The organism is Acinetobacter sp. UBA1496, assembly GCF_002324975.1.
Taxonomy (GTDB): domain Bacteria; phylum Pseudomonadota; class Gammaproteobacteria; order Pseudomonadales; family Moraxellaceae; genus Acinetobacter; species Acinetobacter variabilis.
On record NZ_DCRI01000054.1, the window covers coordinates 13,757 to 27,991 of the forward strand.

The 14,235-nt window shown below is 41.5% G+C and carries 9 protein-coding genes; 3 read left to right on the forward strand and 6 right to left on the reverse strand.

Annotated elements, in window-relative coordinates; translation table 11 throughout:
- Positions 1-43: 43 nt before the first annotated feature.
- From B3143_RS06195 to B3143_RS06205, 3 genes are all read left to right on the forward strand, one after another.
- Positions 44-1,171: an efflux RND transporter periplasmic adaptor subunit gene (locus B3143_RS06195; protein WP_286716299.1), complete on the forward strand. Its 1,128-nt coding sequence runs from the start codon at positions 44-46 to the stop codon at positions 1,169-1,171.
- Positions 1,172-1,189: 18 nt separating this feature from the next.
- Positions 1,190-4,300, forward strand: coding sequence for an efflux RND transporter permease subunit (locus B3143_RS06200; RefSeq protein ID WP_286739857.1), 3,111 nt, complete (start codon positions 1,190-1,192; stop codon positions 4,298-4,300).
- A gap of 96 nt (positions 4,301-4,396) precedes the next feature.
- Positions 4,397-6,115, forward strand: a complete 1,719-nt coding sequence (locus B3143_RS06205; protein ID WP_286716296.1) for a proline--tRNA ligase — start codon at positions 4,397-4,399, stop codon at positions 6,113-6,115.
- Between the two features lie 57 nt (positions 6,116-6,172).
- Here the strand turns inward: B3143_RS06205 and B3143_RS06210 are convergent, their stop codons facing one another.
- The 6 genes from B3143_RS06210 to B3143_RS06235 form a co-directional block, all read right to left on the reverse strand.
- The gene (locus tag B3143_RS06210; protein WP_286739859.1) at positions 6,173-7,588 is read right to left on the reverse strand and encodes a hypothetical protein; all 1,416 of its coding nucleotides are present in this window, start codon (positions 7,586-7,588) and stop codon (positions 6,173-6,175) included.
- A gap of 16 nt (positions 7,589-7,604) precedes the next feature.
- Positions 7,605-9,779 carry a DUF6160 family protein gene (locus B3143_RS06215; protein WP_286716293.1) on the reverse strand — a complete coding sequence of 725 codons (2,175 nt, stop codon included), beginning with the start codon at positions 9,777-9,779 and terminating at the stop codon, positions 7,605-7,607.
- A 29-nt stretch (positions 9,780-9,808) separates the two neighbouring features.
- Complete coding sequence (locus B3143_RS06220) at positions 9,809-10,525, reverse strand: hypothetical protein (RefSeq protein ID WP_286716291.1); 717 nt, start codon at positions 10,523-10,525, stop codon at positions 9,809-9,811.
- Positions 10,526-10,537: 12 nt separating this feature from the next.
- Positions 10,538-12,556 (reverse strand): hypothetical protein, encoded by a 2,019-nt coding sequence (locus tag B3143_RS06225; protein WP_286739860.1) that lies wholly within the window; start codon positions 12,554-12,556, stop codon positions 10,538-10,540.
- Between the two features lie 232 nt (positions 12,557-12,788).
- Positions 12,789-13,358 (reverse strand): dCTP deaminase, encoded by a 570-nt coding sequence (gene dcd / locus B3143_RS06230; protein WP_004785008.1) that lies wholly within the window; start codon positions 13,356-13,358, stop codon positions 12,789-12,791.
- Positions 13,359-13,480: 122 nt separating this feature from the next.
- Positions 13,481-14,074, reverse strand: a complete 594-nt coding sequence (locus B3143_RS06235; RefSeq protein ID WP_286739862.1) for a LysE family translocator — start codon at positions 14,072-14,074, stop codon at positions 13,481-13,483.
- Positions 14,075-14,235: the final 161 nt, after the last annotated feature.

Below are 14,235 nucleotides of genomic sequence, written 5' to 3' on the forward strand. Positions count from 1 at the left end.
AACTTGTTGTTGCTTTAAACGACCACAAGTGAAAAGGATTAATATGCCATTTGCACAGCATTTTCATATTTCAAAGACCTCTTCTTCGCGCTCTGTATTGATGATGAGTGCACTTTGCTTAAGTCTTTTTCTAAGCGGCTGCAATAAAAATGAATCTACACCGCAAGCCGAAAGTCCAAAAACAATTGAACTGATCCCTCAGGATCTGGTTGCTGTAAAAACAGGCACTTCTATCCAGAAATCAGCATTTACCGGTACTATTCGCGCAGTCAATCAAAGCAGTATTCAGGCGCAGGTTTCTGCCACTGCCACCAGTGTTAATGCTCAGATCGGTGACAATGTAGCTAAAGGTCAAGTACTGGTCCGCTTAAATAATCAAGATAATGCTGCACGTCTGGCTCAGGCCCGTGCCAATCTGGCATCTACCCAGGCACAGGCTAATCAGGCGCGCAACATGATGCAGCGCAAAAAGCGTCTGCTCGACCAAGGCTTTATCTCTAAAGTTGAATATGAGCAAAGCCAGGTTGACTATCAGGCCCAGGTTGAAAATGTCCGCGCACAGCAAGCCAATGTCGATATTGCCATAAAAGCCGATCGTGATGGCATTATCACTAGCCCGATTAGTGGCGTGATCACTCAGCGTCAGGTTGAGCCCGGTCAAACCGTGGCGATCGGACAAACCCTGTTTGAAATCGTAAATCCAAATCAACTGGAAATTCAGGCCCGTGTCCCGAGTGAGATGCAGTCCAGTCTGCGTTTAGGCAGCAAAATTGAATATCAGATTCAGGGCAATCCAAATACGTATACCGCTGCTATTAGCCGGGTGTCTCCAATTGCCGATCAGGCCAGTCGGCAGATTGAATTCTTCGCCAGACCGAATGAAAGTATTCCCTCTTTAAGTATTGGCTCTTTTGTTGAAGGCAATATTCTGAGTTCTCAACAGATTTCTGGTCAGATTATTCCCCTCGATACCGTTCAGGATATCCAGAATAAACCTTATGCCTGGGTTATTCGCCAGAACAAAATTATTAAAGTGAATGTTCAGGTTCTGGAACAGCGCTATAACCAGAATACGGCAGTGATCCAGGGTCTGGAGACAGGTGATCAGGTCAGTCGCATTCCATTTACCGAGGCAGATCTCAACAAGCCAGTGACGCTGCGTTCCAACTAATCAGACAGGATCATTAATATGTGGTTTACCCGAATTAGTGTGAAGTATCCCGTCTTCACCATTATGATGATGTTCTGTTTGATGGTGCTTGGACTAGCTTCCTGGCAGCGCATGGGTGTAGAAGAATTTCCGGATGTCGACTTTCCCTTTGTGGTGATTTATACCAACTATCCAGGCGCTTCTCCAGAAACCGTTGAATCGGAAATTACCAAAAAACTTGAAGATCAGATCAATACTATTTCTGGTTTAAAACAGGTAATTTCACAATCCAGTGAAGGCCTGTCGATGATTACGGCCGAATTCAATCTGGAAGTTCCTTCTACCATGGCGGCACAGGATGTCCGTGACAAAATTGCCTCAGTCACCGCCGAATTCCGTGATGAAATTCAGGAACCAGTTGTCGAGCGTTATGATCCGACTGCCAATGCAATCATGTCGATCGTATTTGAGTCCGACAATATGGATTTAAAGGCACTGAGCTCTTATCTGGATCAGCGTATTGTTCCACAACTACGGACTGTTCCGGGAGTAGGTACAGTCAACTTGCTTGGTGATGCACAGCGCCAGATTCGCATTCAGGTTGAACCCCAGAAACTGCAAGCTTTTGGCATTGGCGTGGATAGCGTCATTAATACTCTGAAATCTGAAAATATCGAAGTTCCGGGCGGTACATTAAAATCTGGCAACTCGGAACTGGTGATTGAGATCAATTCCAAAGTGCTACATCCCCTCGCCTTTGGCGATTTGGTGATTGCCAATAAAAATGGTGCACCGATCTTTCTGAAACAGGTCGCAGAAATTGAAGATAGCCAGGCAGAACTTGAAACTGGTGCATTTCTGGATGGTAAAGCTGCAGTTGCAGTTGACATCCTGCGTAGCTCTGATTCTAATGTCATTGAAGTTGTAGACACTACCTACAAAACCCTTGAAAGCCTCAAATCCCAACTGCCACAAGGAACCACCTTAAAAGTTGTGGTGGATTCTTCAAAAAGTATCCGCGGCACCATTGGTGATGTTGCGCGTACCATTATTGAGGGTGCGGTTCTTGCTGTGCTGATTGTTCTATTATTTTTAGGTTCTTTCCGCTCAACGGTCATTACTGGCCTCACTCTGCCGATCGCTTTGCTCGGAACTTTGACCTTTATCTGGGCTTTTGGTTTCAGCATCAATATGATGACCTTATTAGCCCTGTCTTTAAGTATCGGTTTGCTGATTGATGATGCAATTGTAGTACGGGAAAATATCGTACGGCATACCGATATGGGTAAATACCATGTCACTGCTGCACTGGATGGAACCAAAGAAATTGGTCTTGCTGTTCTGGCAACAACATTGACAATCGTCGCGGTCTTCTTGCCTGTTGCCTTTATGGGTGGAATTATTGGGCGTTTCTTTTATCAGTTCGGTGTGACAGTAAGTACCGCCGTTCTGATTTCCATGTTTGTCAGTTTTACTCTAGATCCGATGCTATCTGCGCATTGGGCAGAAAAAAAGAAGAAAGATCCCAATAAAAAGCCGGGCCGAATCAAACGCTTCTTTAACTGGATTTCAGGCAAATTAGACAATTTAAGTCATGTCTATGAAAAGCTATTGAAACTAGCTTTACGCTTTAGGTTCATTACCATTGTGATTGCAGTGGCATCTCTGTTTGGCGCTTTAGCACTCTCGAAACTGATTGGTACCGAGTTTGTACCTGTCCCGGATAAGGGTGAAATCCGGATCAAGTTTGAAACTCCAGTCGATGCTTCACTGGAATATTCACAAGCCAAACTGCAACAGGTCGATAAAATCGTACGTCAGCATCCTGATGTACGTGCAACTTATGGCGTAATTAATGGTGTGACCGATCGCGGTAAAAATCATATCAGCTTACGTGTCACTGTAACTCCGCGGACTGAACGTGAGAAAAGCTTGAATGATCTCAATAATGAATTCCGTCAACGTTTACAATCTGTGGGCGGCATTACCATTACCTCAGTTGCTTCCGCGGATGAAACCGTATCGGGTGGTCAAAAGCCGATTATGATCTCAATCAAAGGCCCTGATTTGAATGAACTACAAAAGATTTCTGATCGCTTTATGGTCGAGATGGCTAAAATTGATGGCATCGTCGATCTGGAAACATCCCTCAAAGAGCCAAAACCGACCTTAGGCGTACAGATCAATCGCGTTCTGGCCAGTGATCTTGGTTTGTCAGTCAATCAAATTGCCAATGTAGTTCGCCCATTGATTGCCGGCGATGATGTCACCACGTGGCAGGATGAAAAAGGTGAAACTTATGATGTTAACTTACGCCTGACCGAAGACCGGCGCACCCTGCCGAGCGATCTGCAAAATATGTATATCACTTCATCTAAAATGGATGGTAATAATCAGCCGATTTTGATCCCGCTTTCTAGCGTTGCTAATTTTGAAGAAAAACTGGGAGCTTCTCAGATTAATCGTCGTGATCTGGCGCGTGAGGTACTGGTTGAAGCAAATACCTCTGGACGCCCTGCAGGTGACATCGGTACTGACATTAGCAGACTTCAGGATAATTTCGACATGCCACCGGGTTATAGTTTTGATACCCAAGGCGCCAATGCAGATATGGCAGAATCCGCTGGTTATGCGTTGACTGCGATTACTCTGTCGATTGTATTTATTTATATTGTGCTGGGTTCACAGTTCAACAGCTTTATTCATCCTGCTGCCATTATGGCTTCATTACCTTTGTCATTAATTGGTGTATTCCTGGCGCTGTTCCTGTTTAATTCGACCATGAACCTGTTTTCGATTATCGGGATTATTATGCTGATGGGTCTGGTAACCAAAAATGCGATTCTGCTTATCGACTTCATCAAGAAAGCCATGGATCGGGGTGAAGCCCGGTATGATGCGATTCTAAATGCTGGCAAAACCCGTTTACGTCCGATTCTGATGACCACCAGTGCCATGGTGATGGGAATGGTGCCGCTCGCTCTGGGCTTAGGTGAAGGTGGAGAACAAAGTGCGCCTATGGCACATGCCGTGATCGGTGGGGTGATTACCTCTACCCTGCTCACCTTGGTGGTTGTTCCAGTGATTTTCACTTACCTGGATGACCTTAAGAATTTTATGCTGCGCCAAGCTCGTAAAATCATGGCATAATTTAAACCATCACAATGAGGTGACATTCACGAATGTTCACCTCATTTTTTATTGTATAATCTCTGCTTTAACGCTTAATTTTTTAGGACAGTTTCCATGCGCGCGAGTCGCTTTTTATTTGCAACGTTGAGAGAAACCCCGAACGATGCTGAAGTTATTTCACATCAGCTGATGCTCCGTGCCGGTATGATTCGTAAGTTGGCTTCAGGTTTGTACACCTGGCTGCCGATGGGCGTTCGCGTATTAAATAAAGTTGCAGCGATCGTTCGCGAAGAAATGAATAACGCGGGTTCACTCGAAGTCTTGATGCCTGTGACTCAACCAGCTTCTCTTTGGGAAGAATCTGGTCGTTATGTGCAATACGGTCCTGAACTATTACGTTTTAAAGATCGTCATACCAATGATTTCGTACTTGGTCCAACACACGAAGAAGTCATCACTGATCTGGCACGTAATGAGCTAAAAAGTTACAAACAATTGCCTGCAAACTTCTACCAGGTTCAAACAAAATTCCGAGATGAAATTCGTCCTCGTTTTGGTGTGATGCGTTCACGTGAATTCATTATGAAAGATGCTTACTCTTTTCATGCGGATCAGGAATCTCTGCAAGCAACTTACGACAAAATGTACGAAGCGTACTGCAAGATCTTTACCCGTTTGGGTCTGGATTTCCGTCCAGTACAAGCGGATACCGGTTCAATCGGTGGTTCAGGTTCACACGAATTCCACGTCTTGGCTTCAAGTGGTGAAGATGATATCGCATTCTCAACTGAATCTGATTATGCGGCTAACATCGAAATGGCTGAAGCGATTCTGGTGGGCGATCGTGCTGCTCCAACTCAAGAACTGAAAGTGGTTGATACCCCAAATCAAAAAACGATTGCTGATGTATCAAGCTTCCTTGGCACTGACCCTGCACATTCAGTGAAGGCATTACTGGTTCAAGGCGTTGCAGCTGAAGAAGGTAAAGCAGCTCCTGTCGTTGCCCTGTTCCTTCGTGGTGACCATGAACTGAATGAAATTAAAGCCGAAAAGCATCCAAAAATTGCTGCGCCTTTGGCTTTTGCTACTGAAGCTCAACTTGCTGAACTAGGTTTGACTGCTGGTTTTGTTGGTCCACAAGGTTTAGTAGAAAAAGGCCTAACAGTGATTGTTGACCGTGCTGCTTCTGTACTTTCTGACTTCGTCGCGGGTGCAAACGAAGCAGACAAGCACGCAACTGGCGTGAACTGGGAACGTGATGCGCAGTTTAGCGAAGTTTATGACCTGCGTAATGTGGTTGAAGGCGATCCTTCTCCAGATGGTAAAGGTACACTTCAAATCAAACGTGGTATTGAAGTAGGTCATATCTTCCAGTTAGGCAAAAAATATTCTGAAGCTTTAGGCTGTAAGGTCTTAGGTGAGGATGGTAAACCATTCACTGTAACAATGGGTTGTTATGGTATCGGTGTGACACGTGTCGTAGCATCTGCAATTGAACAGAATTACGATGAAAAAGGTATCATCTGGCCGGCTGCGATCGCTCCATTTGAAGTAGCAATTGTGCCAATGAATGCGCATAAATCACCTCGCACTTTAGAAGCTGCTGAAAGCTTATATGCAGAACTGCAAGCTGCTGGTTTTGACGTACTGCTTGATGACCGTAATGAACGTCCAGGTGTGAAATTCTCTGATCTTGAATTGACTGGTATTCCACATCGCATTGTGATTGGTGAAAAAGGTCTGGATGCAGGTACTTTTGAATATAAAGGTCGCCGTGATGCAGAATCAGTAAATCTTTCGAAAGAAGAACTACTGGCAAAAATTGCTAAATAATTTTTTCTGAATCAATAAAAAAGTCCCGCCTAGAGCGGGATTTTTTATATGTCTGAATTAGCAGAACTTATGTCCGCCAAAGCAGTTTGAGGTCACATTCTGGTTCTGTAGCAGCTTATCCATTAAGGTTAAAGTTGCAGGAGTACCATCTACATAGTTAGTAAATTTACCTACATCAATATTCAGTTTACGTACCACCGCGACATTCGCCAGAGACCCTAGAGCCTCACCCACACTGACATCGATCAAGTTTTCAGGTCGTAACAGAAATTCTGAAATAGCAGTTGCTACCTGAGGTAATACGAATGAAATATCAACTTCATCTGTGGTTTTTAACACACCCAGTTGAATCGGGTCTTTAAAAGATAGCCACCAACCTGGTTTTGCAATATCAGCCGCATCCGCACCTTGCCAATGCACATTCTGACTCTGTAAAGACAAATAACCGCCTGTACCATTTAATGGAATATTATGGATCATATTTAGAGCCTGAACAAAGGTGATGTCCATATTCAGGTTATCCAGACTTGAACCAGCACCCATTTGAAAGAAAGAATGTGTTCCTAAATTAAGAAATCCAATTAATGGATCAAACTCTACATACAGCTTATCTTTTGAAAAATCTGGTGTACCAATCACATCATTTGGCAAAGTTGAACCCGTTAAAGCCTTTGCTAATGGAATCGAAGCAATAGTAGAACGGATATTACTTACAGTCGCTGACTTTAAGCGTTGCCCAGTGACGACAGTTTCTGGCATGGTAAAGTCTACCCGCATGGAAGGCACTGTAATCCCGGTATGGCCATCAGCACCTGGCTTACTGGTAAAAGTACGAGTTTGTCCTAATGCCTTTAAATTCCCTGAGATTTTTTCATTATTCGCAACACCAAAGGTCCCCGCTTTTGTGACAGACTCACCAGTGGTTTGTGCCATTTTCATATAACCACTAAAACTTTTGAGGCCATCATTGGGATTTTCGATGTTGTCAGTCCCCATGGTTAAGAGTCCGACAATTTTATCTGCCCCTAGACGAAAACCGACCACTTCACGGGTAGAGGCACTTCCACCATTTTTAATTGCAAACTCAACAAAGGGATTACTCACACTGGCACTGGTATTAGCACGGTCGCCTGAAAAGACAGGGTTACCTTTATCATCAAGAGAGGTATTTAAGCCACTCAAAGCCAAGTTAGAAATATCAATATCACAACCATTGGTATTCCCAATACTGTTATTGGTTCCACCACAACCAAGCTGTAAAGTTTTGATATTAATGTTCAGTTCCATTAAAGCTTCAATACTTAGCTTATGGAAGTTAATCCCTTGTGATGGATCATAAGCATTTTCCAAATTTAATAATGCCTGTGCATCAACTGCCGATAAAGCCTCATCATCTAAGGCTCTCATAGCCATCGCCTGTTGAGTAAGGCCCATTAAAGTGACAATCAAGCTATTCAATATTATTTTTTTCATGAAATCATCCCTTATTTCAGCGCGGTGTAATACCAAGCGTACTGCGCATGGTTCCGCCTGTGAGTGCAATTGTTGCTATATTCTGCATATTGCCATTTGTGGTCATGGCCATGTTGGTTCTAAACGGCTCGATAATCTTCTGATCTTTATTAAATTTAATTTGATTATCTAAAGTAACCGTATCTTCACTCACGCCTATTTTGGTGATTAATCCTAAATTCCCTTCCATACGATTAAAGTTAATCGCAGAAGTATGAACTGCACCTGTGCTATCTACATCTTCATTAATCAGACTAAAATAACTACCAAGATTATTGACATCACCTTTTTCTGTAGAAGTTAATGTTCGGAACTTAAAGTTTGCATCCAGCGATAAATAATTTTCGTCTGCTACATCCAGTCCCGGAATAATCATTAACTCACCACTACCATCAAGCATCATGGCAATTGTTGTTAATACATCGTCGCGTTTAGAAAAATTGTCATCAGGAACAAACTGATCACATTTATTGCCTGATACACAGTTATATTTAGATCCCGGTAGTTGCCCAATTGCCACCTCAGCTTTCGCTGCGATCAGCAATTTATCAGCTTTTACATAGATGCCTTCATCCTCATAACCAATCACCCCTTTGGATTCAATAAAGGCATCAATATTTCGAAGGCCAGCATAATAGTTTCGCGCATGGCCATTCTCTACACCACCATCAATTAAAAGAATTGAGGTTGTACTTGGTGCTCCAGTTTTGGCATCCTTTCCATAACCTTCAGTTGATGCCATTACGTTATAGGCAATACCATTCTTGTCACCGTCATATTTTGTACCCGACAAGGCAACATTGGCATTCAGGTTGTAAATTGGGATACCAATTCCCCAAGAACCACTATTCCCAGAAATAACACCAGTATCATTAGAAATAAAATTTGCTTTGGCTGCAATCGACTGGAAATCCATACCCCGTATGGCAATTAGTGCGAAATCCTGATTAGCAGACGTACTGCTTAAAGTTTGCTGCAAAACCGGATTACTTCGTCTAAGCGTTGACTTAATATTGTCATTCACTAAAAATTCTAAGCTCTGTGCCTGAATTGTATTGATATAAATATCGCCAAAATCGATATAAGCATTATTTTTTCCAGTCAATGAACGTAATTCATTAAACTGAACTGCATAGCTTCCTTTACCCGTATGACCAATTTCCAAAGTTGTTGGCTTTAAACCCTGTGCTGCTGCCACTTCCTGATTGGTAAAATCAGCTGATAAACCAAGATGCAAGCCACCTTCACCTGCGTTATAGCTTGAAACACTGCGATCTTGTCGTGTCAGCACACCACCAACTTTATTACTTATATCAAAAGAATTCAGTTTTGACTGATCGGCACCTAACGACAAACGTGCATTACTCACTGCACCCGAAATACCATAGCGCATGATATTTTTTAAATCGCCATCTCCATTTTGATAGCGTAAATCAAAGTTTAATCCAGCTGTTTGCGCACCAGTTGTTCCTATAGCCACTGGTTTTAAATTAATTAGATGGTCTTGTGTGCCACTTTTACTGGCGAGTACGACGCCTTGTATCGGGTCTATATACATATAGCCCGTACCAGCGAAGTTAAAATTAAAGTTATCTAGAACTAAGCTATTTGTACCTAAAGTATGTTTAATCGTGGCATCTTGCAAATTGAAATCGATAGTAGCTGTTTCATTCTTATTGAATAAACCAGCTGTCGTTTGAAGCACCATTTTAAATGGACTATCAATCGCAAGACCTAATTTGCCCAAATTTTGATTGTTTTCGACACAGCTTGTTCCAACACAATCCTTACTCACAAGTTTAAAATCTGCATTGGCCCTAAAGGGAGCTACGCTTGCTTCTAAACGAATCCCTGCACCAGCATCGGTCGCACCGACATCAAACTTAAGCTGGCTTAAAATCGCATTTTGATCTTTGCCTAAGATTTCTACTTTATGCAATCCCAGTCCCATCTTGGTATTTACATCAGCATTCGGGTCATACCAATTGAGCTGTTCAACTTCAACTTTTGATACCTCGTGTGTAATCGTAATACCGTCTTGACCAGTGATATGACCCAATTCTTGTTCTTCAATCAGCTCTAGTGCGTAACTATGCTGTGCCAAACAGATACATGCCGTTAATAATTTAATTTGTGATTTTATTTTTTTCATTCTTTCATCCCTATGCTGCATCCATGCAGTTAGCAACGGCTTTGTGCACTCCCTGCTGAGCAGTTAAAGCCAAATATTTTTAAGTTTCCTGACATGTGCATGTTGCCGTGCATATTGAGACCCATAAAGCCCTTCTCACGCCCCCGGTCAAATTCTGGAACATCTGCTGAGGCAGTGGTATATGTACCGTCCTCTTTATAAACACGATTGGTGAAGGTCGTATACTTTTCTGAATTGGCATAGCCTTCCTTATCACCCTCACCGGTTCCGGTTTCAATAGCCAAAGTATTAAAGCCTAAATTTCTTATTTTTAAAGGTTTATCATCATAAAAAGTGATTTTCATGGCTGTTTGAGGATCGCCTGCCGCATTAGTAATCGTGGTGCCATCGATAGAAAACTTATCAATTTGCAGGGTGCCTTGTATGCCTTTAAATACCAGCCATTTTTTATTACCTTGGGCATCAACATGATTGTTCGGAGAAATAGCCAAGCGACAAAACAAGGTGTTAATTCCACAATCTTCTGTTGGCTTGTAATACACTTCTAACTTATTAGCGACCGTTTCAGAAATTTGAGATTTCGTTAAATCAGTAGCGTATTGATGATTGAGTGACAAGGTCCAGCTTAAATCCGCTCCGCCTTGACCCGTTTCTGCTGTCATTTGCTGCGGATCAAGACTGACCAAGCCGGCTTGTGTCGCTAAAGAAATCCCAAGAACTGTAGCAAGCATCAACTTTTTCAACATTGCCCTATTCCTTTATAGACCTGTAGTTTTTATTTTTAGATGTTGAATCAACACACCATCAATCACTGCTGAACCAAAATTCCTCATTGAGTTATCAGTAGCTCCCCTAAATATCACACCAGTTGCATTATTATCATCTTTTGCCTTCAGCATATTGGTATTGGCAATACGTTCAACAGAACCAATGGCGATACTACTGTGTGTCGCATCACGTCCTTGATACAAGGCAATGCTATCTGAAGCTTGAGCTTTAATTTCAGTACCACATGTATATACATTACATGTAGAGCCTAAAAGTGCTTCTGATCCTAAAAAGCCACCTTTTCCATCTGGATAACGCTGATAAATCCGGTTGTAAATATCTGGAATTTTAGGAATACGTGTCACTTCCAAAATAATATTATTTCCTTCCGAACCCACAACAAAAGGTTGGTACATAGTTCCTAGTACCAAGTTGATATTCGGGCTATATAAATACAATCCCTCGGTATCGTGAAATATAGGTGCTGCAGAGCCATTTAAAGCAGGAGTCGGACCATCTCCATCAAGATTATTCTCTTTTGCTGCACTACTAATGCGAATCCCTTTACTGTTCAAATTGTTTGAATCACTGGTCAGAGTAGAGAGATCATCATTAGTATTGAGTCGGATCAGACTCGCCAGGCCTAAGGTTTGACTATATGTAAGATCAGGCGATGTAAGGGTTTGAAATAATCGGACTTGTGAACCGTTCATGCTCAAACCATTAGCAATAAACTGTGCACGAAAACGTTCAGAAATATCTAAGCCTGAAGTAGGTGCTCCAGTAGCATAATCTACGGTATTACTTGAGTTTAAAGAACGTGAGAAAATATCAGTCCAAAAACCTAGTTTAATATTATTATCTGCTTCATTTGCAGCAACTGTTGCAAGAGGTGCTTCCAAAGCTAGATAGCCCACTTCTTTTCCAGTATCCGTAAACTGTTTTACTGTTTCGGCTCCGGCATGAAATAACCAGGGATTGCTGGCTGTTCCCCAATTAAACCCCTGATTGCTATAGCGGCTACTGAGTGAGTTATCACTTTTTGATAAAGCTAAACCATAGATAAATACATCAGCCTTCGTACGTAGCGTACTGACTGAGGCACCCATTGCAGCTTCTTTGGCCGCTGTTGTTGCGCTCGCTTTAACCGCTTGCTCCTTAGCGGTCACTGCATTTTTTGCCTGAATTAGTGCATATTTATCTGCTTCAATTGCTAATTTTTCTTGTGTCGCATTCTCTACAACTGTAATAACCCTGGAATCAATAATATTAGTTCGTGTACCTACTGCTTGAGTCCACCTATTATTCAATGAAGTCGATACCCGATCTCCGTATAACAATTCAATCATCTCATAGGTATTACTTAATGCATAATCATGAGATTTTGTTTTGTTGTGCCATGATCCTGATCGACCTGCTGTAGTTGTACCATCATTTATAATAGAATAAATACCTGTAATACCATCCCAATAATCCTCATAACGCTGCTGATAATATTCCTGTATCAATGAGGAATTTAAGTATTCTTCTACAATCCCACTACGTGCACTTGCGCCAATTTCATTACGGATTGCGGTTAAAGTCGTATTATAGTTTTGAGTTTTATAGGTACTGACACTATTGTCATAAGTCGTTTGATAAAGATTGGCATTTGCACTAATACCATTTAAATAGCTACTCGCATACACTCGATCATAGACTTTGTTATAGGCACGTTCACCTAACTGAGCATAGTTCTCTCCAGTCGGAATAATACGAATAAAGCCTGTGTCTGCCTGACTTGGATTGGCAATGTTTCGTGCATAGCTTGAACCACTAGAAGCATCATTCGGTGCCTGAAAAACCATTTTAAAGTCATCAAGTACTAGGGCAACACCTTCACCGGTAGTATCAGAAAGAGAAGAATCAGTTAATTCCTGCATTGCATGTGCGGATGGCAATAATCCTAAACCGATCATCATTGCCAAATAGCTTTTACGAAATTGAAATTTAGCTTTTATTTGAGCCATCTCGACCTATCCTTCTTATCTGATGCTCCGCATCTTTATCCTTCAGCTTCCCAGCCTTCAATTTTTGATTTTTATGATGCTTGGCACATCTTTTTTATATATTCATTCTTCATTATGCTTATTTTTAGCAGGATTACCAAAGCCAAAAGACCAAAAATCCCGAGTTTCCGATGAATGAAACAGTAAAAAATAAGCGAGGCATTTGCCTCGCTTATTGAATGCTTTAAAACGATTAAGCTTTAGGCAAAGTCACGCCTGTCTGCCCTTGGTATTTACCACCACGATCTTTATAGGAGGTTTCACAAACTTCGTCTGATTCGAAGAACAGCATTTGAGCCACACCCTCACCCGCATAAATACGTGCAGGCAGGTTAGTCGTATTCGAAAACTCTAGCGTGACATGACCTTCCCACTCAGGTTCAAGTGGAGTCACATTCACGATAATGCCGCAACGTGCATAGGTCGATTTACCCAAGCAAACGGTCAGTACATTTCGTGGAATGCGGAAGTATTCTACTGTACGAGCCAATGCAAATGAGTTGGGTGGAATGATACAAACATCTGATTCAATATCGATAAAGCTTTTTTCGTCAAAGTTTTTCGGATCAACAATTGCAGAGTGAACATTGGTGAATACTTTAAACTCACGCGCACAGCGCACGTCATAGCCATAACTTGAAACACCATAAGAGATCAGCTTTTGACCATTTTCATCCAGACGAATCTGGTTTTCTGCATACGGTTCAATCATGCCGTGTTTTTCGCTCATTTCGCGAATCCAACGATCAGACTTAATTGCCATTGATATAATCCAAAAATCTTAAAAATAAGTAATTGCGACGTACTTTAACTGAAATTGACACTAATGAAAATAAGCGAAATTCTGACAGCTAAATTTCAGGAAATTTAGCTGCTTTTTCAGGTTTAAAGACTGAGGAGTGCTGAATAGGATAAAGGTACAGAAAAGCTCATTAAAATAATGGAAGCAGTCTTTTGTAAGTTCTTTTGATTCAGCCAGCGATTGTTTTTTCTAGCCAATAAACTACCTAAAAAGGTCCAGAAAAATGCGATAGGAATAAGTAATGCCAAGAATGCCAGCATATAAGTCACATAATATTGACTGCTTTTCCATACAATGACCGGGAAAATGGCCGAAGCAAATAATAATGCCTTAGGATTCAGCAAAGTCGCCAAAAATAGTTCCCGTGCCCGAATCGAAATATATTGAAAATTTTCACCAAGTTCTGCGGTACGCCATAATTTTAAAGCTAAAAATAGAATATAAGCGGCACTACAGAGTTTGAGAATATGAGGTAATTCCGGCAAATAGACCGAGATTTTACCAATCAAAAAGCCCCAGAATGTAATTGCGACGAGATAGCCGAAAGCTTCTGCAGGAATAAGGCGAAAAGTTTTTCTAAATCCAACTTGAATACCTGACGATGCCAATAAAGTATTGGTTGGGCCCGGTGTTAATAGAATGGCTGCCACTAAACCAATAAATAACCATGAAATCATAGTTTGACCTCGCTCTTAGGTATTAAGCATAAAATAATCTGGTCAAATCTGCAAAAAAATAATTGTAAGAGAACATATTAAAAAATTTTATATTTTATTATTTTTAATTAATTTCATATAATTATTTAAAAATATAAGAGAATTACCTTTCAGTCAATTTT